General features: G+C 64.2%; 19 protein-coding genes. 10 read left to right on the plus strand and 9 right to left on the minus strand.

The window, feature by feature from the left end:
* From AC1EJR_RS19030 to AC1EJR_RS19040, 3 genes are all read right to left on the minus strand, one after another.
* Positions 1–1,605: an ABC transporter substrate-binding protein gene (locus AC1EJR_RS19030; protein ID WP_477113551.1), complete on the minus strand. Its 1,605-nt coding sequence runs from the start codon at positions 1,603–1,605 to the stop codon at positions 1–3.
* Between the two features lie 34 nt (positions 1,606–1,639).
* Positions 1,640–3,022 (minus strand): LLM class flavin-dependent oxidoreductase, encoded by a 1,383-nt coding sequence (locus tag AC1EJR_RS19035; protein WP_477147395.1) that lies wholly within the window; start codon positions 3,020–3,022, stop codon positions 1,640–1,642.
* A gap of 154 nt (positions 3,023–3,176) precedes the next feature.
* Complete coding sequence (locus tag AC1EJR_RS19040; RefSeq protein WP_477113553.1) at positions 3,177–3,647, minus strand: nucleoside deaminase; 471 nt, start codon at positions 3,645–3,647, stop codon at positions 3,177–3,179.
* Positions 3,648–3,861: 214 nt separating this feature from the next.
* Here AC1EJR_RS19040 and AC1EJR_RS19045 point away from each other — a divergent pair, with 214 nt between their 5' ends.
* Entirely contained in the window at positions 3,862–4,047 is a 186-nt protein-coding gene (locus AC1EJR_RS19045; protein ID WP_092299706.1) for a hypothetical protein, read from the plus strand.
* A 118-nt stretch (positions 4,048–4,165) separates the two neighbouring features.
* On the opposite strand, the gene AC1EJR_RS19050 is transcribed toward AC1EJR_RS19045, so the two are convergent.
* From AC1EJR_RS19050 to AC1EJR_RS19060, 3 genes are all read right to left on the minus strand, one after another.
* Entirely contained in the window at positions 4,166–4,555 is a 390-nt protein-coding gene (locus AC1EJR_RS19050) for a DUF427 domain-containing protein (RefSeq protein WP_477113554.1), read from the minus strand.
* 271 nt (positions 4,556–4,826) lie between these two features.
* Positions 4,827–5,534: a GntR family transcriptional regulator gene (locus AC1EJR_RS19055; protein ID WP_092299711.1), complete on the minus strand. Its 708-nt coding sequence runs from the start codon at positions 5,532–5,534 to the stop codon at positions 4,827–4,829.
* Positions 5,535–5,624: 90 nt separating this feature from the next.
* Positions 5,625–6,380, minus strand: coding sequence for a TerC family protein (locus tag AC1EJR_RS19060; RefSeq protein ID WP_477147396.1), 756 nt, complete (start codon positions 6,378–6,380; stop codon positions 5,625–5,627).
* A 192-nt stretch (positions 6,381–6,572) separates the two neighbouring features.
* Here AC1EJR_RS19060 and AC1EJR_RS19065 point away from each other — a divergent pair, with 192 nt between their 5' ends.
* From AC1EJR_RS19065 to AC1EJR_RS19095, 7 genes are all read left to right on the plus strand, one after another.
* Positions 6,573–7,583 carry a 2-dehydropantoate 2-reductase gene (locus tag AC1EJR_RS19065; RefSeq protein WP_477113555.1) on the plus strand — a complete coding sequence of 337 codons (1,011 nt, stop codon included), beginning with the start codon at positions 6,573–6,575 and terminating at the stop codon, positions 7,581–7,583.
* A gap of 246 nt (positions 7,584–7,829) precedes the next feature.
* Positions 7,830–8,546 carry a GntR family transcriptional regulator gene (locus AC1EJR_RS19070; RefSeq protein WP_477147397.1) on the plus strand — a complete coding sequence of 239 codons (717 nt, stop codon included), beginning with the start codon at positions 7,830–7,832 and terminating at the stop codon, positions 8,544–8,546.
* 339 nt (positions 8,547–8,885) lie between these two features.
* A complete protein-coding gene (gene frc / locus AC1EJR_RS19075) occupies positions 8,886–10,121 on the plus strand; it encodes a formyl-CoA transferase (RefSeq protein ID WP_477147398.1) in 1,236 nt (411 codons plus the stop codon).
* A 116-nt stretch (positions 10,122–10,237) separates the two neighbouring features.
* Positions 10,238–11,020 carry a fumarylacetoacetate hydrolase family protein gene (locus AC1EJR_RS19080; RefSeq protein WP_092299724.1) on the plus strand — a complete coding sequence of 261 codons (783 nt, stop codon included), beginning with the start codon at positions 10,238–10,240 and terminating at the stop codon, positions 11,018–11,020.
* Between the two features lie 279 nt (positions 11,021–11,299).
* Positions 11,300–13,033: an oxalyl-CoA decarboxylase gene (gene oxc / locus AC1EJR_RS19085; RefSeq protein ID WP_092299727.1), complete on the plus strand. Its 1,734-nt coding sequence runs from the start codon at positions 11,300–11,302 to the stop codon at positions 13,031–13,033.
* A 41-nt stretch (positions 13,034–13,074) separates the two neighbouring features.
* Positions 13,075–14,325: a formyl-CoA transferase gene (gene frc / locus AC1EJR_RS19090; RefSeq protein ID WP_092299730.1), complete on the plus strand. Its 1,251-nt coding sequence runs from the start codon at positions 13,075–13,077 to the stop codon at positions 14,323–14,325.
* 219 nt (positions 14,326–14,544) lie between these two features.
* Positions 14,545–14,991, plus strand: coding sequence for a PAS domain-containing protein (locus AC1EJR_RS19095; protein WP_092299733.1), 447 nt, complete (start codon positions 14,545–14,547; stop codon positions 14,989–14,991).
* Between the two features lie 76 nt (positions 14,992–15,067).
* Here the strand turns inward: AC1EJR_RS19095 and sucD are convergent, their stop codons facing one another.
* Both sucD and sucC read right to left on the minus strand, forming a co-directional pair.
* Positions 15,068–16,000 carry a succinate--CoA ligase subunit alpha gene (sucD, locus tag AC1EJR_RS19100; protein WP_477113556.1) on the minus strand — a complete coding sequence of 311 codons (933 nt, stop codon included), beginning with the start codon at positions 15,998–16,000 and terminating at the stop codon, positions 15,068–15,070.
* Position 16,001: 1 nt separating this feature from the next.
* Positions 16,002–17,216 (minus strand): ADP-forming succinate--CoA ligase subunit beta, encoded by a 1,215-nt coding sequence (sucC, locus tag AC1EJR_RS19105; protein ID WP_477147399.1) that lies wholly within the window; start codon positions 17,214–17,216, stop codon positions 16,002–16,004.
* Positions 17,217–17,566: 350 nt separating this feature from the next.
* Here sucC and frc (AC1EJR_RS19110) point away from each other — a divergent pair, with 350 nt between their 5' ends.
* Both frc (AC1EJR_RS19110) and AC1EJR_RS19115 read left to right on the plus strand, forming a co-directional pair.
* A complete protein-coding gene (gene frc, locus AC1EJR_RS19110) occupies positions 17,567–18,799 on the plus strand; it encodes a formyl-CoA transferase (protein ID WP_092299738.1) in 1,233 nt (410 codons plus the stop codon).
* A gap of 55 nt (positions 18,800–18,854) precedes the next feature.
* Complete coding sequence (locus AC1EJR_RS19115; RefSeq protein ID WP_477147400.1) at positions 18,855–20,984, plus strand: acetate--CoA ligase family protein; 2,130 nt, start codon at positions 18,855–18,857, stop codon at positions 20,982–20,984.
* 179 nt (positions 20,985–21,163) lie between these two features.
* Here AC1EJR_RS19115 and AC1EJR_RS19120 read toward each other — a convergent pair whose 3' ends face one another.
* Positions 21,164–21,478, minus strand: coding sequence for an HAD family hydrolase (locus tag AC1EJR_RS19120; protein ID WP_441593462.1), 315 nt, complete (start codon positions 21,476–21,478; stop codon positions 21,164–21,166).
* Between the last annotated feature and the right edge of the window lie 37 nt (positions 21,479–21,515).

Genomic DNA, 21,515 nt, shown 5'->3' on the forward strand with positions numbered 1-21,515 from the left:
TTATGCCTTGGGTGTGAGCCAGGCATCGGCATACGAGGCGAACAATCCGTCGCCCTGCGCAGTGGCCTTCCGGAAGCGCGCCGTCGATACCGTGACCCAGGTCTGCTCGACGAGATCCAGCACGGGCACATCTTCCTGCACGATCTGTTGCCAGTTGCGGATCAGCGCCTTGCGCTTGCCGTCATCGGCTTCGCGTCCGGCCGCCTCCATGATCCGGTCGAGTTCGGGATTCGAGTACCCCGAGCCGTTGGTCCACGGCGCGCCCTTGATGATGTTCTTGGTCCAGAACAGGCGCTGCACGCCGAGCGTGGGATCGGGCAGGCGATGCAGGCTCGAKATCATCAGGTCGTAATCCTGGTCAGTGAACACGCGCCGCAGGTAGGTGGCGGTGTCACCGGCGCGCAACTCCACCTCCACGCCGACGCGCGCAAGCGACTGCTTGATGAACTCGGCAGGCCGGCTGGCGGTGACGCCGCCGCCGCCATCGTAGTCGAGCGTGATGCGCAGCCGCTTGCCGTCCTTGCCGGGCTTGAAGCCAGCCTCGTCGAGCAGCGCCGCCGCTTTCTTCACATCGAACGGGTACTGGCGGGTGTCGCCGGCGTAGTAGTTGACCACCGACGAAGGCACCGGACCCGTGGCCGGCTTGCCGTAGCCGAGAAACACCACCTTGAGCAGCGCGTTGCGATCGATCGCATGGGCGAACGCCTGGCGCACGCGTTTGTCGGCGAAGTAGGGCTTGCGCACGTTGAACTGCGTCAGGAAGATCGTTGCCAGGTAGCGGCCGTCGTCGGTGTTGATGCGGTAGCGCTGCTTGTCCTGGAAGCGGTTCAGGTTCGACAGCGGAATGCTGGAGCCGAGCGCCACGTCCAGCTCGCCGGCTTCCAGCGCCACGGTGCGCGCGGCGGCGTCTGGGATGAATTTGAAGACGATACCGTCGAGATAGGGCTGATCGGCCTGCCAGTAGTGCGGATTGCGCTCCAGCCGGACATGGCTGCCCTTGATCCACTCCTTGAACACGAACGGGCCCGTGCCAACCGGCGCGCTGTTGAGCGGGTTGCTGAGCACGTCCTTGCCCTCATACAGGTGGCGCGGCAGGATCTGCGCGCCGTAGGTGTTGATGTAGTTGATCAGGTACGGGGCCGGCGAGGACAGCCGGATGATGACCGTGTGCGGGTCCGGCGTGTCGACTGCCGTGACGTTGGCGAACGCTGCGCGCCCAAATGGATGCAGCTTCTTCCAGACTTCGAGCAGGGTGTACTGGACATCGGCGGCGGTGAAGTCCTTGCCGTCGTGCCACTTGACGTTCTTGCGGAGCTGGAAGGTGGTCTTGAGCCCGTCCGGCGAGGTGTTCCACGCCGTCGCCAGCGCGGGCACGGGTTTCAGGTTCAGATCGTAGGCGACCAGCCCTTCCAGCACCTTGCTGGAGACTTGCCCGATGTTCATGGTGGTGATGAACGCCGAAGTCAGCAGCGTGGGCTCCGGGGAGACGGCCACATTCAGCACGCCGCCGCGCACGGGGGCGGTGGCCTGGGCGAAGGATTCAGCGGAGAAAGGCAGGCCAATCGAGAGCAGGGTGGATGCAGCCAGGAAATCGCGGCGGTTCATGGATGGGTATGGTGTGATCGGTGGAAGAAGGCGGTCAGGCGGCAGCGCGCGACGTGGCGGGCTCCGGCGCGGATACCCGGCCAGATGGCCGGGGCAGGTCGAGGTGGTCGCGCAGGGTACGACCCGTGTACTCGGTGCGGAAGATGCCGCGACGCTGGAGGATGGGCACCACGCCCTCCACGAAGGCGCTCAGGCCATCGGGCAGCACKTCCGGCATCAGGTTGAAGCCGTCCGCGGCGCCCTGGCGGAACCAGTGCTCGATGTCGTCGGCAATCTGTTCGGGCGTGCCGACKATGACGCGATGCCCCCCACCGCCGGCCAGTTCGCGGATCAGCGCTCGCACGGTCAGCCCGCGCCGGCGGGCCAGCGCCACAGTGGTGTTGAAGAACGTGTGGTTGCCGTTGCCGTTGGCCGGCAGTGTCAATGGCTCGGGCAGCGGCGCATCGAGTCGAAGGCGGTCGGCCGGGATGCCCAGCGTGCCGGCCAGCCGGTTAAGGCTGTAGTCCCACGGGATCAGGTCGACGAGTTCGTCGCGCCGGCGCAGCGCCTCCGCCTCGGTCGCACCGATGATGGTCGTGAGTCCCGGCAGGATCTTCACGGCGCGCGGGCCGCGCCCGATGGCTTCGGCCTGCGCGTTGATCCGCCGGCCATACTCGATGGATTCCTCGATCGACTGCGCCGCCGAGAACACCGCTTCGGCATGCCGCGCGGCCAGTTCCTGCCCGTCGGCCGAGCCGCCGGCCTGGAACAGCACCGGATGCCCTTGCGCCGAACGGGGCAGGTTCAGCGGCCCTTGCACGTTGAACGACGCGCCGCGGTGCGCAATGGGCTGAAGTTTGCGGGTATCGACGAAGCGGCCGTCCCGCTTGTCGCCGATGAAGGCATCGTCCTCCCAGCTATCCCATAGCGCGCGCACCACGGTCGTGAATTCGTCCGCTCGCGCATAGCGCTGCGCATGATCGGGCACGGCGTCGTGGCCGAAGTTGCGTGCCGAGGCAGCGTCGGCGGTGGTCACGACGTTCCAGCCCGCGCGACCGCCGCTGACATGATCGAGCGTGGCAAAGCGGCGGGCGATGTTGTACGGCTCGTTGTAGCTCGTCGAGGCGGTAGCGACCAGCCCGATGTGCGTCGTGGCGGCGGCCACGCAGGCCAGTAGCACAGTGGGTTCCAGCGCAGTAATCGGCCGGAAGTTGATCTGGTCCGCAATGGCCGCGTTGTCGGCCAGGAAGATCGCATCGAACTTGCCGGCCTCGGCGGTGTGGGCCAGCCTGACGTAGTGCTGCACGTCGGTGAATGCGAGCGGGTCGCTGTCCGGGAGCCGCCATGCCGACGGCACGAAGCCGCTGTGCAGCGCGTTAAGGTTCAGGTGCAGCTGGCGTGGGGCGCGTTGAGGATCGAGTTCCAGCGGAGCGGTCATGCGAGGGTCCTTTCCCGTACAAGCTACGCAGGATAGGGAAGGGCCTCTCGCAACGGAACGAAGGAAACACGATAACGATATGTGGCGTACGTGGCCGACCATCACCGCGCCGCCCGGCCATCAAGGCGCCCGTGGCCGCTTCAGGTCCTCAGGATTAGGCCGTGCCCTGTCGGGTTCTCCAGTCCGCATACAGGTCCGCGACGCCGTCCAGCCTGACGGGCACATAGTCGATGTTCATTGACTGTTCCGCGAACGGCCGCGCCAAGTCCGCGTAGATCGCCGCTGTCGAAAGGCCGAACGGTTCCCCATCGTCATTCGAATAGGCGTACGCCACCTGCGTCACGCCGGCCAAGCGCATGGCCGCCATGCACATCGGGCACGGATGTCCGCTGGCATATACCGCGCAGCCAGCAAGGCTTGGGCGGCCCAACGCCTGGCTGGCAGCCCGGATGGCGTTCAGCTCGGCATGCGAGGTGGGATCGTTGGTGGTCAGGATTTCGTTGACGCCGGTGGCGATTACCTTGCCGTCGCGCACGATCACTGCGCCAAAGGGCCGTCCGCCGGCCTCCATATTGGCTTGGGCGAGCCGGATGGCTTCGCGCAGGAATGTTTCGGTATCGGTCATGGTGTGTCTCGAAGTCGTCAGGAAGGCGATAGTACTGGACGCGGGGTGCCTTCTTCGTCGCTTCATGGCTGCCGGCGCCTGGTGGAATGTCCAAGGGGAAGACGGCTTGCGTTGCTTCCCTGCATACGTACTATCACCTAATGCTGCATTGCGACAATCCTTCTGCTACAATTCGGGAAAACCCCATAAGGGTAATCCCTCAAGGAAGGAAGCCATGAACACCCAATCCGACATCAAGATGACCGATCAACTCGAACGCGACCTGATCGAGCGCGAACTGGGCACGCAAAGCCTGGGTTTTGCCAACGACGTGAAGCGCGTTGTGGCTGCTGTGCAGAATGTTTTCTCCCGCCTGCAAGCGGAAGCGCGCAAGGCCAAGGTCGTCTACGCGAACGGTTAATCCGGTCAGAACACCCCCTGTAGTGCCTGCGGCGTCTCCCGGCGCCGCCATTGAAAAGCCGACCCGCCGTACAGCCCTTCGAGGTGTGCGGCGGGTCGGCTTTTGGCTTTTTTGGTGATTAACGCGTCACTTCGATGCGATCGACACGATCCGGGTAGAAGGCCAGATGATTAGCGATCTGGGCAACCGCCTGATGGGGCGATTCGTAGGTCCACACGGCGTTGTCCGTGCGGGTGCCGCCTGCGGGAATGCTGTAGTAGGCCGCATCGCCTTTGTAGGGACAGTGGCTGGTGTGCTGGGTGCGCGTCAGTTGAGACATGTCCACGTCTTCGCGCGGAATGTACTGGACTGGCGGGTATGAGGCCTCGGCGAGCGTCAAGGCGCGGCGGGTATCGGCAACCACACGGCCCGCTACGGTCACCACCACGCGCCCGCCCTGGGGCGTGATCGTGATCGGATGATCCGGGCCGGGAATCCTGACGGATTTGTCGGTGGATTTGTCGGTCATGGCAGACCTCCCTAAGAAAGGAGGCGCGGCGATCAGGCCGCGCCTCAAAGAAAAAACCGCCACGGAGGTGACGTGAGGCCGAAAAGGGAGAGAAGAGCCTCGGCCTCGGTATGGACGATAGCAAGCGCGGGCGGCCCGGCATAGCACGCGCGAGGKAACACACTCTTCTCGTGGATTAAACAATCCACCCCAACATTCCAAAACAAAGCCCCGCATTGGGCGGGGCTGCTGGGGCTGTTGGGGCTAGGCGGGATCGAAAGCTATCGATCAATCAAAACGATAGCGATTGACCGCCTGCTGACTGTTCCTCGATCCACAGCGACAGCCGCACCTTGTACGCCTGCTGGATATGGCGCCGGGCGATCTGCTCGGCCTGCGCCGGGTTGCGGGCCTCGAGCGCTTCCACCAGCGCCAGATGTTCCTCGTATGAGCCCCGGGCGCGGCCCGGCACGGCCAGCGTGGAGCGGCCGAGCAGCGCCATCGACTCGTGCAGCGAGCGCAAGGTCTTCAGCAGATAGCGATTGTGCGCGCAGCGGTGCAGCGTCTCGTGGAATAGGCGATTGTTGACCGCCAGCTTGTCGGGATCTTCGGCGAAGGCCAGGTCGCGCTCGACAATATCGCGCAACAACGAGATTTCCACATCGGTGGCGTGGCGGGCAGCCAGCGCGGCGGCAGTGGATTCCAGTACCTCGCGCATGACGTACAGCTCGCTCACCATGCTGGCGTCGAGCCGCGTCACCATCATGCCGCGATTCGGCTCGTTGACGACGAGCCCTTCGGACTCGAGCCGCGACAGCGCCTCGCGCACCGGCGTGCGCGACAACCCTAGCGATTCGGCCAGTTCCACCTCGCGCAGGCGCGTGCCGGGCGGCAGGTGGCCGGCCTGGATCGCGCCCCGGAGTTGTTGGTAGGCCCGTTCGGAACGCGGCAGCGACGCGCTCTGGTCGCCGTCGGCGCCGGCAAGATCCGCAGGAAGCATGGATGCGTGTGAGTGGGGATGACAGCAAAGACAGCCATCATACCCGCTCGGGCAGGCGGCTCGCCAGCCACCGCGCCCGAATACCCGATATCAGGCCGGCGGCGACGCCGCGCGCCGGCTGCGCCGCCGCCGCGCCAGCATATTCAACGCCTCCACGCCGCACGAGAACGCCATCGCTGTATAGATGTAGCCCTTCGGCACGTGGTGACCCAGCCCGTCGGCAATCAGCGTCATGCCGATCATGATCAGGAAGGCCAGCGCCAGCATGATGATGGTGGGATTGGCGTTGATGAAGTTCGCCAGCGGCGTGGCCGCGAACAGCATCACGGTCACGGCGGCGATGACGGCCACGAACATGATCGGCACGTGGTCGGTCATGCCTACGGCGGTGATGATGCTGTCGACCGAGAACACGAGGTCGAGCACCAGGATCTGGCCGATGGCCATCGCGAAGCCAGGCGCGGCGCGGGCKACCATGCCTTCCTMGCCGTGCCCGGGCTCGGGCGCGACGTGCTGATGGATCTCACGCGTGGCCTTCCAGACCAGGAACGCGCCCCCGGCGATCAGGATGATGTCGCGCCACGAAATGCCCTTGCCGAGGAGCGTGAAGACCGGCTCGGTCAGCGCCACGATCCACGCAATCGTCGCCAGCAAGCCCAGGCGCATCACCAGCGCCAGGCTGATCCCCAGCCGTCGGGCCTTCTCGCGCATGGCCTCGGGCAGCTTGTTGGTCAGGATGGAGATGAAGATGAGGTTGTCGATGCCGAGCACGACCTCCATGGCCACGAGCGTGGCCAGTGCGGCCCAGGCGGCCGGGTCGCGCGCCAGCGCGAGTAGCGATTCCATGCGAACTCCTTGGTTGGGGTGGGCTGGGGCAGGGCTACCCGAAAGCGGACTACCAGGATCATGGTAGCGCACGCCGGCGGTGCAGGGGACATCAGATAGGGCGAGATTGAGGTTGTGAAACGCCAAGACTGGAATATAGTATGTGATATATCAAAATAATACCGGTCATCACAACCATCGAGGAGACAACCCATGAAGATCTGTATCTATGGGGCAGGGGCAATTGGCGGCTACATGGGCGCGCAGTTGGCGCTCGCGGGCGCCGACGTGAGTTTTATCGCACGCGGGCCGCATCTGGCGGCCATGCAGGCCAACGGCGTGCGCCTTCATATCGAAGGAGAGGAGCGCGTGGCGCGCGTGCGCTGCACCAGCGATCCGCGCGAGCTGGATCCGCAGGACTATGTGTTCATCACGCTCAAGGCGCACCAGGTGCCCGGCGTGGTGGATCTGATGCAGCCGCTGCTCGGGCCGGAAACGGCAGTCGTGACCGGCGTCAATGGCATTCCCTACTGGTACTTCCACAAGCATGGCGGCGAGTTCGCCGGGCGCACGCTGGAGAGCGTGGACCCAGGCGGCAAGCAGTGGCGMGGCCTCGGGCCGGAGCGGGCGATCGGCTGCGTGCTGTATCCGGCCGCCGAGATCGAGGCGCCGGGCGTGATCCGCCATGTCTACGGTAAGAAGTTTCCTATCGGCGAGCCAGATGGAAGCCGTTCCTCGCGCGTGACGCAACTCGCCGACCTGATGGTCAAGGCGGACCTCGACGCGCCCGTGCGCGACAACATCCGCGATGAGATCTGGCTCAAGCTGTGGGGCAACCTCTGCTTCAATCCGATCAGCGCGCTGACGCATGCCACGCTGGACATCATCACGTCCGACCCAGCCACGCGCGCGCTGTCGCGCCAGATGATGCTGGAGGCCAAGGCGATTGCCGAGCGCTTTGGCGTGCACTTTCGGGTCGATGTGGAGCGGCGTATCGACGGCGCCGGCGCGGTGGGGGCGCACAAGACCTCGATGCTGCAGGACCTGGAGGCCGGCCGGGCGATGGAAATCGACCCCTTGCTGACCGTGGTGCAGGAGATGGGCCGGATGATCGGCCAGCCTACGCCGATGGTCGATGCCGTGCTGGGGCTGATCAAGCAGCGCGACAGGATGGCGCAGGGCGGTCAGACTGCGCCGCCCGTGCCGGTGGCGCGCGCGGCATGACGCGGGAGAAATCCCCGGCGATGTGGTGATCTTGATATACCATATACGAAAGGCCGGACCCGCCCCTTTCTCACCCATTCGGGTTCTTGACGCGCGATCATCGACGAGATTGATGAGCAAACCGCATGGCGCCATGCCAAACTGGACACCATGCGTCCGCGCGTCAGGTCCCGGCAGTGGAGTGGGGCGGGACGCCGCCGGAGGCCGCCTCGGCCCCCGGGGCGCCGGTCATAGACGAGTGCATTCATGTCCGCCCAAACACCCGAAGTCCAGCCCGCCGGCCTGACCCTGTCGCTGCAGCCGATCAACGCGGGCGCCAGCCTGCGCGACCAGGCCTATGCGATGCTGCGCCAGGCCATTGCCGATGCCGATATCTATCAGTCGCGAGAGGAAGTGCGGCTGGACGAGCGCGTGCTGTCCGAAGCGCTGGGCGTGAGCCGCACGCCGATCCGCGAGGCGATGACGCTGCTCGAGCAGGAAGGCTTCCTGCGCACGGTGCCGCGCCGCGGCATCTACATCATGCGCAAGACCAAGCGCGAGATCGTGGAGATGATCCAGGTCTGGGCCGCGCTGGAGAGTATGGCGGCCCGCCTGGCCACGCTCCATGCCACCGACGAGGAAATCGGCAAACTGCGACACATGTTCGACAGCTTCCGAGACTCCACGCCAGCCGAACACATCGAAGAGTATTCCGACGCCAACATCGTCTTTCACCAGGCGATCGTGCAGCTATCGAAGTCGCAGATCATCATGGACGCGATCAAGAACATCTTCGTCCATGTGCGTGCGATTCGGAAAATGACGATCTCGCAGAGCGACCGCGCCGCGCGGTMGATCGTCGATCATCTGCGGATTATCGAGGCGCTGGAGAAGCGCGATACGGAACTGGCCGAGAAGCTGGTGCGCCAGCACTCGCTGGACCTGGCCGACTACGTGGAAAAGAACTGCGACTTCCTGGACTGACTGCCGGCCACGTCATGCACGCCCCGTCGCCCAGCCCATGACGGAGCGCGGGCATTGTTCCGCGATGTGGCCGAATCTTCTTGCGCCCCAACAGCTTTACGGCACGTTGGGGCTTTTTCTTTGGCACGTTTCTTTGGCTATTTGCCCATCTCGCAGGCGAGGGGCTGTCCTTGGAACGGCCTATGCGCATTTGCTGCGATGCAGCGTCGAAACTTCCATGATTCGGGTTTAAACCCTCTTGCATCTTGCTGATATACCACATACTGTATGTCAAAAGAGCGAAGCACAAATCAGGAGACGAGCATGGCCGAGGCTACCAACCAAAGTCAGAGCAGCACCATGGCGCAACGCAAAGCCCTGGACGGCATTCGCGTCCTGGACATGACGCACGTTCAGGCCGGCCCCTCGGCTACGCAGTTGATGGCCTGGATGGGCGCCGACGTGATCAAGGTCGAATTGCCCGGACGCGGTGACATCACGCGCAGCCAGCTGCGTGACGTGCCCAACGCTGACAGCCTGTACTTCACCATGCTGAACAGCAACAAGCGTAGCCTGACGCTCAATATGAAAACGCCGGAAGGCAAGGCACTGCTGGAAGACCTGATTCAGCAGAGCGATGTGCTGATCGAGAACTTCGGTCCGGGCGTGCTGGCCCGCGCCGGATTCGACTGGGAACATATCCAGGACCTGAATCCGCGCATGGTCTATGCGTCGATCAAGGGCTTCGGTCCCGGCCCCTACCAGGACTGCAAGGCGTATGAAAACGTGGCCCAGTGCATGGGCGGTGCGGCATCGACGACAGGCGAAGCCAGCGGCATGCCATTGGTGACGGGCGCGCAGATCGGCGATTCGGGTACGGGCGTGCACTGCGTGGTCGGGATCCTGGGCGCACTGCTGCAGCGCGAGCATTCGGGGCGCGGCCAGCGCGTGGAAGTCGCCATGCAGGACGCCGTACTGAACCTGTGCCGCGTGAAACTGCGCGACCAACAGCGCCTGGATGCCGGCCCGCTGCGCGAGTACCCCAACGATCAGTTCGACGACCACGTGCCGCGCGCGGGCAATGCGTCGGGCGGCGGCCAGCCGGGCGCTGCGCTGCGCTGCGCGCCGGGCGGTGCGAACGACTACGTCTACGTCATCATCCAGCCGCAGGGCTGGGAGCCGCTGATGCGCCTGTGCGGCCGCGAAGATCTGATCACCGATCCGGAATTCGCCACGCCTGAAGTGCGTCTGAAAAAGCTCGCCGCGTGCTTCGGCATCATCGAGCAATGGACCCTGGGCCACACCAAGTTCGAGGTGATGAACGCACTCAACGAGGTGGATGTGCCGTGTGGCCCGATATTGTCGATGAAGGACCTGATCGGGGACCAGTCGATGTACGAGCGCGGCTTCCTGATCGAGCTGGAGCACCCGGTGCGCGGCAAATACGTGCAGCTCGGCTCGCCGATCACACTGTCCGACTCGCCGGTGAACGTCGAKCGCTCGCCGCTGCTGGGGGAGCACACCAACGAGATCCTCGAATCGCTGGGGCGGTCGCCGGCCCAGATTGCTGCGCTGCGCCTGGCGGGAGCGATCTGACCCGAGGCGTCCGGCCCCGGCCGGTGCCTCGTCTCCACAGCCCCTGACGGGGGTCTCTCCATTCTCTGCTGAAAGAGCAGGCGCGGCACGCTCGCGCCTGTCAGAGGAGTTCTGCCGTGCAAACCTGGATTCGCTTCCGCCGTCCTGATGGCGACGCCGCTTATGGCCGGCTTGACGAGGGTGATGCCGACCGCGTCATCGAATGCGATGGCCCTGGCTATACCGATCCTCGCCCTACGGGCAATAGCTACAGCTACGCCTCGCTGGACCTGCTGGCCCCGTGCCAGCCGGGCAAGATCGTGGCGCTGTGGAACAACTTTCACGCCCTCGCGGCCCGGCTGGAGAAAGCGGTGCCCGTGCATCCGCTGTTCCTGCTGAAGCCGGCAAGTTCGCTGGCCGGCCCCGGCGACGGCATCCTGCGTCCGAGCGGGTATACCGGCAAGATCGCCTACGAAGGCGAACTCGGCATCGTCATTGGCCGCGAATGCCGGAATGTGCCGCTCGCCGAAGCTGCCTCGCACATCTTCGGCTACACCATCGTCAATGACGTCACGGCGAGCGAGCTGCTCAATGCCGATCCCAACTTCCCGCAGTGGACGCGCGCCAAGGGTTCCGACACCTTCGGTTGCGTCGGTCCGGCCATTGTCTCCGGCTTTGACTGGCGAAGCGCCAGCGTGGTAACGCGTCTGGACGGCGTCGAGCGCCAGCACTACCCGTTGTCCGACATTGTTTTTTCGCCCGAGGAGCAGGTCAGCCTGCTGTCGCGGGACATGACGTTGATGCCGGGCGACGTGATCGCCGTCGGCACCTCGATCGGGGTCGGGTCGATGAAGGAGGGTTCTGTGGTGGAGGTGTCGATCCGCGGGATCGGCTCGCTGGTCAACCATGTGCGCGGCTGAACGAGCCAGTTTGCGAAGGCGGGAGCTCGGTAGTTTCCCTTATCTGGTTGCGTAATTTCGGGGAAATGCTGCGGCGCATCGACGAAAGTTCGCATCAATGCTTGCTGAATACTGATATATCACATACCGTATTTGCCAAAGGTCGCTGCCTGTAGCGAATCGTCAAGGAGGAGACATCGTGAAGTCCGAAGTAGCCAGGCGGGCGCGAGAACGACCGCTGAAGACACCTTGAAGCAGAAGTTTTCCAATCCCCGTCAATTTGTATAGAAGGATGCAACCATGGCAGAAGTCGGAAACGAGCTGCAGCGTCAGGCTGGCGAAGAACATCAGGCACAAACCGATGGTTTTCATCTGGTCATCGAAGCGCTGAAGCTGAACGGCATCGAGAACATCTACGGCCTGCCCGGTATTCCGGTCACGGATCTGGCCCGTCTGGCGCAGGCCAACGGCATGCGCGTTATCAGCTTTCGTCATGAGCAGAATGCCGGCAACGCCGCAGCGATTGCCGGCTTTCTCACGCAGAAGCCGGGCGTTTGCCTGACCGTGTCTGCGCCCGGCTTCCTGAACGGGCTGACGGCGCTGGCGAATGCGACCACCAACTGCTTCCCGATGATTCTGATCAGCGGCTCGAGCGAGCGCGAGATCGTCGATCTGCAGCAGGGTGACTACGAAGAGATGGACCAGCTGGCTATCGCCCGTCCGCACGCCAAGGCTGCCTTCCGCGTGCTGCACGCTGAAGACATTGGTGTCGGTATCGCGCGTGCCATCCGCGCCGCCGTGTCGGGCCGTCCGGGTGGTGTGTACCTGGACCTGCCGGCCAATCTGCTGGGCCAGTCGATGGAAGCCGAGCGTGGCCGCAAGTCGTTGATCAAGGTGGTGGACCCGGCCCCGCGCCAACTCCCTGCACCGGACTCGATCGACCGTGCTGTCGCGCTGCTGAAGAGCGCCAAGCGCCCGCTGATCCTGTTGGGCAAGGGTGCCGCATACGCTCGCGCCGATGCGGATATCCGCGCGCTGGTCGAGAAGACCGGCATTCCGTACCTGCCGATGTCGATGGCCAAGGGCCTGCTGCCCGATACACACCCGCAATCGGCCTCGGCCGCACGGTCGTACGTGCTGGCGGAAGCTGACGTGGTGATGCTGGTCGGCGCCCGCCTGAACTGGCTGCTGTCGCACGGCAAAGGCAAGACCTGGGGCAAGCCGAAGCAGTTCATCCAGATCGACATCTCGCCGACCGAGATGGACAGTAACGTGGCCATCGCCGCGCCCGTAGTGGGTGACATTGGTTCGTGCGTATCGGCAATGCTCGACAAGATCGGCAACGGCTTTGCCAAGCCGGGCGCCGATTGGCTGAACGCGGTGGACGAACGCAAGGACAAGAACCTGGCGAAGATGGCCGAGACCTTGTCCAAGGATGTGTCGCCGATGAACTTCCATAGCGCGCTGCGCGCGCTGAAGGACGTCGTCAAAGCCAATCCGGGCATCTCGTTTGTCAACGAAGGCGCCAACACGCTGGACTACGCCCGTGCCGTGATCGACATGTACGAGCCGCGCAAGCGCCTCGACGTGGGCACCTGGGGCGTGATGGGTGTGGGCATGGGCTACGCGGTCGCTGCGGCGGTCGAAACCAGCAAGCCTGTCCTCGCGCTGTGCGGTGACAGTGCGTTCGGCTTCTCGGGCATGGAGGTGGAAACTATCTGCCGCTACAACCTGCCGATCTGCATCGTCATTTTCAACAATAACGGCGTCTACAAGGGTATCGACGTGAATCCGACCGGCGGCAACGATCCGGCGGTCACGATGTTCGTCAAGGGGGCGCGCTACGACAAGATGATGGAAGCGTTCGGTGGGGTTGGTCACAACGTCACCACACCGGCGGAACTCGAAGCCGCGGTGAACGAAGCCTTGCGGTCGGGCAAGCCCACGCTGGTCAACGCCGTCATCGACCCGGCTGCCGGTACCGAAAGCGGTCGTCTGACCAATCTGAATCCGCAGAGCGCGGCCAAGAAGTAATCCACCCCAGTTTCACCCTCTATTCCATCAGGAGAGCGATTGTGAACCTCCCACTCAACGGCATCAAGATCATCGACTTTACGCACGTGCAAGCCGGCCCCGCCTGCACGCAGCTTCTCGCATGGTTCGGCGCAGACGTCATCAAGGTGGAGCGCCCCGGCTCCGGCGACGTCACCCGCACGCAATTGCGCGACATTCCCGACGCGGACGCGCTGTACTTCACCATGCTGAACAGCAACAAGCGCTCGCTGACGCTGGACACCAAGAAGCCGGAAGGCAAGAAGATCCTGGAGCAGTTGATCCGCGAATCGGATGTGCTGGTCGAGAACTTCGGCCCCGGTGCGCTTGACCGCATGGGCTTCTCCTGGGAGCGCATCAAGGAACTGAACCCGAAGATGATCGTGGCATCGGTCAAGGGCTTCAGCGACGGCCACCACTATGAAGACCTGAAGGTCTACGAGAACGTGGCACAGTGCGCTGGCGGTGCCGCGTCGACCACCGGTTTCTGGGACGGCCCGCCGACCGTGTCGGCCGCCGCCCTGGGTGACTCGAACACCGGCATGCACCTGGCCATCGGCATCCTGACCGCGATCATCGGCCGCCAGCAGACCGGCCAGGGTCAGAAGGTTGCCGTATCGATGCAGGACGCCGTGCTGAATCTGTGCCGCGTGAAGCTGCGCGACCAGCAGCGACTGGACCGCCAGGGCTATCTGGAAGAGTATCCCCAGTATCCGCACGGCACGTTCAGCGACGTGGTGCCCCGTGGTGGCAACGCCGGCGGTGGCGGCCAGCCGGGCTGGGTGCTGAAGTGCAAGGGTTGGGAGACCGATCCCAACGCCTATATCTACTTCACCATCCAGGGCCACGCCTGGGAGCCGATCTGCAAGGCACTGGGCAAGGAAGAGTGGATCAGCGATCCGAACTACAACACGCCCAAGGGCCGTCAGCCGCATATCTTCGAAATCTTCAAGACCATCGAAGAATGGCTTGCCGACAAGACCAAGTACGAGGCGGTGGACATCCTGCGCAAGTTCGATATTCCCTGCTCGCCGGTGCTGTCAATGAAGGAACTCGCGGCGGATGAATCGCTGCGCAAGAGCGGTTCGATCGTGGAAGTCCCGCACAAGGAACGTGGCACCTACCTGACCGTGGGCAGCCCGATCAAGTTCTCGGCCATGAAGCCGGAAATCACCGGTTCGCCGCTGCTGGGCGAGCACAGCGAGGAAGTGCTGGCCAGCCTGGGCTATGCCGCCGAGGAGATCTCCCGTCTGCGTGAGTCGCAGGTGATCTGAGCCAGGCGCCAGCACTGCCAGTGCCCAATGTGACAGCGGGTCACACCTGGAGCGCCGGGGAATGCGTAGACGGGACGTAACGCACCCTGGCGCTTCATGGTTTGGACGCCAAGCTGAGGGACCGGCATGGCCGACAGTGCCACAATGACAGCCCGGACCCCTGGTGGCGAACCTCGCCACCCTCCCATTCGCCTGGAAAGCTCAGGAAAGACCAAGACCATGCAGACCGCGATCGACTATGAACAGCTGGTGTCGGCCATCGGCGACGCCGTGATCATCTCCGGCGCCGACGGTGCCATCACGTTATGGAACCCGGCCGCCGAGTACATGTTCGGCTACACCCGGGAGGAGGCCCTGGGCAAGTCGCTGGATCTGATTATTCCCGAGCGCCTGCGTGCGCGCCACTGGGAGGGCTACGACAAGACCATGGCAACGGGCCAGACCCGCTACGGCCATGACTTGCTCAAGGTCCCGGCGATCAACAAGAACGGCGAAGCGATGTCGATCGCTTTTACCGTGGCGCTGCTGCACGGGCAGGGCGGGGAAATCACCGGCATCGTGGCGGTGATCCGTGACGAGACCGTGCGCTTCCAGGAAGAGCGGGCGCTGCGCAAGCGCATCACGGAACTGGAAGCCAGGGCGGGCGCCGAGGCCGGAGCCGGCTGACTCACCGGACGCAGTTGCAGCATGGCGCAGGAACGATAAGGCCGGGCGATTCTCCCGGCCTTTTCCGTTTCTACGTTCACGCGCTGGCCAACGCCAGGTTTCGTCTGAGCGGGGCGCGTTCCGATGCCTGCTTCATTGCCGCCGCCATGGTCGCACCCAGCTCCGCTGGCGACCCGGCGACATGGATGCCGGCTTCGCGCATGGCGTTGACCTTCGCTTCCGCCGTGCCCGTCCCGCCCGAGATGATCGCGCCGGCGTGCCCCATGCGGCGTCCCGGCGGCGCCGTGGTGCCGGCGATAAAGCCMGCCACCGGTTTGCGCCTGTGCGCATCGCGCAGGAACTGGGCTGCCTCTTCCTCCGCCGATCCGCCAATCTCGCCAATCTCGCCAATCATGAGGATGCCTTCGGTCTTGTCGTCGGCCAGGAACATCTCCAGGCAGTCGATGAAGTCGGTGCCGTTCACCGGATCGCCGCCGATGCCGATGCAGGTCGATTGCCCCAGTCCGGCCGCCGTGGTCTGCGCCACGGCCTCATAAGTCAGCGTGCCCGAGCGCGACACCACGCCGATCTTGCCCGGTGTATGGATGTGGCCGGGCATGATGCCGATCTTGCACTGCCCCGGCGTGATTACCCCCGGACAATTCGGGCCAACCAGGCGGCTGCCGGACCCCGACAGCGCACGCTTGACTCGCACCATGTCCATCACGGGAATGCCTTCGGTGATGCAGACGATCAGCGCGATGCCGGCATCGACCGCTTCCAGGATGGCATCGGCGGCGAACGGTGGCGGCACATAGATGACCGAGGCGTCGGCGCCTGTGGCATTGGCGGCAGCGGCCACGGTATCGAAGACCGGGAGGCCCAGGTGCGATTCACCGCCCTTGCCGGGCGTGACGCCGCCCACCATCTTCGTGCCATAGGCCAGTGCCTGTGCCGAATGGAATGTGCCTTGTGCGCCGGTAAAGCCCTGGCAGATCACGCGGGTGTCTTTGTCGATCAGCACKGCCATTTCACTTTCCTCCCTTCTTCGATGGGTGCGTGCGCACGGCGGACACGACTTTCTCGGCCGCATCGGCAAGATCCTTGGCCGAGACGACCGGCAGGCCCGAATCTCGCAGGATCTTCTTGCCGAGGTCGACGTTGGTGCCTTCCAGCCGCACCACCAGCGGCACGGTCAGGTCCACTTCGCGCGCCGCGGCCACCACGCCTTCGGCAATCACGTCGCAGCGCATGATGCCGCCGAAGATATTGACGAGAATCCCTTCGACCCTGGGATCGGCCAGGATCAGCCGGAACGCCGCGGTGACGCGCTCCGTCGTGGCGCCGCCGCCTACGTCGAGGAAGTTGKCCGGCTCGCCGCCATGGAGCTTGATGATGTCCATCGTGGCCATCGCCAGGCCTGCGCCATTCACCATGCAGCCGATGTTGCCGTCCAGCCGCACGTAGTTCAGGGCGTGCCGGGCGGCTTCGGTCTCGGCCGGGTCTTCCTCGCTCTCGTCGCGCATGGCATCGATGTCGGGATGGCGGAAGAGGGCGTTATCGTCGAAACTGAACTTGGCGTCGAGCGCCATCACGTCGCCGCTGCCGGTGACCACAAGCGGATTGATCTCGACGATMGACGCGTCGAGTTCGGTGAACGCGCGGTAGGTCGAGAGGATAAAACGGGTAGCCGCGCCCACCTGCTTGCCCGACAGCCCCAGGCCGAATGCCAGCCGGCGTGCATGAAACGGCTGGATGCCGCTGGCCGGATCGATTGCCACCTTCAGAATTTTCTCGGGCGTGCGTGCGGCAACCTCCTCGATCTCCATGCCGCCTTCGGTGGACGCCATGATCGTGATGCGCGAGGTGGTGCGGTCGATCAGGATGCCCAGGTAGAGCTCGCGCGCGATGTCGCAGCCTTCCTCGACGTAAAGGCGCCGCACTACCCGGCCGGCCGGGCCGGTCTGCCTGGTGACCAGGGTCTTGCCCAGCATCTGCGCGGCGCTCGAGCGGACGTCATCGATCGACTTCACCACGCGCACGCCGCCCTTGCCCGAGCTGTCATCCGCGAAGCGGCCGGCACCGCGGCCGCCAGCGTGGATCTGCGACTTCACCACCCAGACCGGGCCGCCCAGCTTGCGGGCGGCATGGGCGGCCTCGTCTGGTGTAAAGGCCACGCGGCCATGCGGTACAAGCACGTCATAGCGCCTGAGCAACTCCTTGGCCTGATATTCGTGAATGTTCACGTGTCTCCTCGGTTGAAAAGCGCCGCGGGCCGCCAGGTCGGGACCMGCCTGTTCAGTTCTTCGCGGCGTAAAATACGATATGTAATATATCAATAATAAAATCATGCCGAAACTGGGTGCGAGCTGAATCGCGCAAAAGGGATGTCCGCGCTGACAAGGCCATCGCATCAATAGCGCAAGATTGATCGCAAAGCCTTCTATGTTGCGGGTTAACGCTCGTGTATGCCGCAGGATCTATTGCGATGCGGAATGAAAAGTCTGAACCGCGCTGCATTTTCTTCTTGTTGTGTCGTGATATATCACATACGTTATCCAGCAAGCGCGCACGGGAATACTCAAGGAGACAACGCATGAATAACAAAGCACTCGACGGTGTCCGCATCCTGGACATGACGCACGTGCAGGCCGGCCCCTCGGCCACCCAGCTGATGGCCTGGCTGGGCGCCGACGTGATCAAGGTGGAACTGCCCGGGCGGGGCGACATCACGCGCAGCCAGCTGCGCGACGTGCCGAACGCCGACAGCCTCTACTTCACGATGCTGAACTCCAACAAGCGCAGCCTCACGCTGAACATGAAGACGCCCGAGGGCAAGGCGCTGCTGGAAGACCTGGTGCAGCGCTGCGACGTGCTGGTGGAGAACTTCGGTCCCGGCGTGCTCGACCGCGCCGGTTTCGACTGGGACCGCCTGCAGGAGTTGAACCCGCGCCTGATCTACGCGTCGATCAAGGGCTTCGGCCCGGGGCCGTACGCGGACTGCAAGGCGTACGAGAACGTGGCCCAGTGCATGGGCGGCTCGGCCAGCACGACCGGTACCGAGGATGGTGCCCCGACGGTGACCGGCGCGCAGATCGGCGACTCGGGTACCGGCGTGCACTGCGTGGTCGGCATCCTGGCCGCGCTGCTGCACCGCGAGCATTCGGGCCGTGGCCAGCGCGTGGAAGTGGCGATGCAGGATTCGGTGCTGAATCTCTGCCGCGTGAAACTGCGCGACCAGCAGCGCCTCTCGGCCGGTCCGCTTAAGGAATTTCCGAACGAAACCTTTGGCGACTATGTGCCGCGTGCCGGCAATGCGTCGGGCGGCGGCCAGCCGGGCGCCGCGCTGCGCTGCTCGCCGGGCGGGGCCAACGACTACGTCTACGTGATCATCCAGCCGCAAGGCTGGGAGCCGCTGATGCGCCTGTGCGGCAGGGAGGACCTGATCACCCATCCGCAGTTCGCCACGCCGGAAGCGCGCCTGAAATGCCTGGGCGAGTGCTTCTCCATCATCGAAAAGTGGACCAAGACCAAGACGAAATTCGAGGTCATGGACGCCCTGAACGAGGTGGACGTGCCGTGCGGCCCGATTCTCTCGATGAAGGACTTGATCGAGGACGAGTCGATGTTCGACCGCGGCTACCTGGTCGAGCTGGACCACCCGGAGCGCGGCAAGTACGTGCAGCTGGGTTGCCCGATCACGCTCTCGGCCTCGCCCGTGGAAGTGGAACGTTCGCCGCTGCTGGGCGAGCACACCGAAGAAATCCTCGACTGGCTCGGCCGCTCGCCGGCCCAGATCGCGGCGCTGAAGGCGGCCGGCGCGGTCTGAGCCGCGCCACCTCTCGAATGATTGTCTGCAATGCCTGAACAGATGGAGACCTGACATGGCACATGACAAGGATGCGGTACGCAAGATCCTGGCGACCGTGAAGGAAGAGGGGCGCGCTGCGCTGACGGCGCCCGAGGGCAAGCTCGTCTGCGACGCCTATGGCATCTCGGTGCCGGGCGAGGGCGTGGCCAAATCGCCGTCGAACGCGGTGGAATTGGCGACGAAGATGGGTTTTCCGGTGGTGATGAAGATCGTCTCGCCGGACATCCTGCACAAGACCGAAGCCGGCGGCGTGCTGGTGGGCCTGAAATCGGCGGCGGATGTGGAGCAGGGCTACCGCACCATCATCGAGAACGCCAAGAAGTACAACGCCAACGCCGAAATCATCGGCGTGCAAGTGCAACAAATGATCACAGGCGGCCAGGAAGTGATCATCGGCGCCGTGACCGATCCGTCGTTCGGCAAGCTGGTGGCGTTCGGCCTGGGCGGCGTGCTGGTGGAAGTGCTCAAGGACATCACCTTCCGCATGGCACCGGCCACCAACGAAGATGCGCTGTCGATGCTGGACGGCATTGCCGCTGCCGAGGTGCTCAAGGGCGTGCGCGGCGCCGACCCGGCCAACCGCGAGGCGCTGGCCGGCATGATCGAGCGCGTGTCGCAGCTCGTCAGCGATTTCCCGGAGATTTCCGAGCTGGACCTGAACCCGGTGTTCGCCAGCAAGGACGGCGCCATCGCCGCCGACGTGCGGATCGTGGTGGACTTCTCGCCGCAGCCGGAGAAGTACCGTCCGACGCAGGAACAGATCGTCAAGCAGATGAACCGCATCATGCGCCCGGACACGGTGGCGGTGATCGGCGCGTCCGCCGAGGACGGGAAGATCGGCAATTCGGTGATGAAGAACCTGATCAACGGCGGCTACCAGGGCAAGATCTACCCGATCCACCCCAAGGCCGAAGAGATCATGGGCATGACGGCCTACAAGAGCGTGCTCGACGTGCCGGGCAATATCGATGTGGCGGTGTTTGCGATCCCGGCCAAGTTCGTGGCCCAGGCGCTCGAGGAAGTCGGCAAGAAGGGCATTCCCGGCGCCGTGCTGATTCCGTCCGGGTTTGCCGAAACCGGCAACGTGCAAGGGCAGGACGAGATCGTGGCGATTGCCCGCAAGCACGACATCCGCCTGATGGGACCGAATATCTACGGTTTCTACTACACGCCGAAGAACCTTTGCGCCACGTTCTGCACGCCGTATGACGTGAAGGGCAAGGCGGCGCTGTCGTCGCAGTCGGGCGGTATCGGCATGGCCATCATCGGCTTCTCGCGCTCGGCCAAGATGGGCGTGTCGGCCATCGTCGGCCTGGGTAACAAGTCGGATATCGACGAAGACGATCTGCTCACCTTCTTCGAGCAGGACGACAACACCGAGATCATCGCCCAGCACTGCGAGGACTTGAAGGATGGCCGTGCCTTTGCCGAGGTGGCGCGCCGGGTGTCGAAGAAAAAGCCGGTGGTGGTGCTCAAGGCTGGCCGCACCAGCATGGGCGCGCGGGCAGCCAGCTCGCACACCGGCGCGCTGGCCGGCAACGACCGCATCTACGAGGACGTGTTCAAGCAGGCCGGCGTGATCCGGGCGCGCTCGCTGCGCGACCTGCTCGAGTTCGCGCGCGGCATTCCCAAGCTGCCGACGCCGAAGGGCGAGAACGTGGTCATCATCACGGGCGCGGGCGGGTCGGGCGTGCTGTTGTCCGATGCCTGCGTGGACAACAACCTGTCCCTGATGACGATGCCGGACGACCTCGACGCAGCGTTCCGCAAGTTCATCCCGCCGTTCGGCGCCGMCGGCAACCCGGTGGACATCACCGGCGGCGAACCGCCCACGACGTACAAGAACACGCTGCGCCTTGGCATGGAAGATCCGCGCATCCATGCGATCATCCTCGGCTACTGGCACACGATCATCACGCCGCCGATGGTGTTCGCCCAGCTGGTCATCGAGGTGAAGGAAGAGATGGCGGCGAAGGGCATCGAAAAGCCGATCGTGGCGTCGCTGGCCGGCGACGTGCAGGTGGAGGAAGCTGCCGAGTACCTGTACGAGCACGGCGTACCGTCCTACGCGTACTCGACCGAAATCCCGGTGGCGGTGCTCGGCGCGAAGTACAAGTGGGCGAGGGGAGCGGGCAAGATCTGATGCGGTCCGCCCCGCCGGCATAGCCAGACCTGCCGGCATCTCCAGCACAACCAGCCCCCAGCGAGACAGCAACCGTTGGGGGCATTTGATAAACGAAGGGGCAAATGCGACAGGCCGTTCCCGAGGGAACGGCCTGTCTGGTATTGCGCGACGAATCGTAAAGGGAAATCGTAAAACGCCTAGTTCATGCCGGTGCCGGACATCGCACGCAGGTATTCATTCTTCTTGTCGAAGATCAGCTGGCTCAGGAACGGCGCGTCGTAGGCGTTGAGCAGATGCGCGTGGTGTTCCTCGATATAGCGGGCCACGCGGGTCTTCTCGCATTCGATGCCGCAGAGCCACTCGAACATCGGCATGTCCCAGCGGAAGCGCAGGCCCAGTTCGGCGAAGGCGGCGTTGAAGGCGGCGAGTTGCAACGTACGATCAGGGCCCGTGGCGCCGGCGACGGGCGACGAAACGGACGCGGAAGACGCGGCGGGATGCAGTGGGTTCATGATCGTCTCCTGTGTTTGCAAGGTCACGAGCTTGGTA

The sequence above is a fragment of the Cupriavidus sp. 05T42 genome (assembly GCF_056396345.1).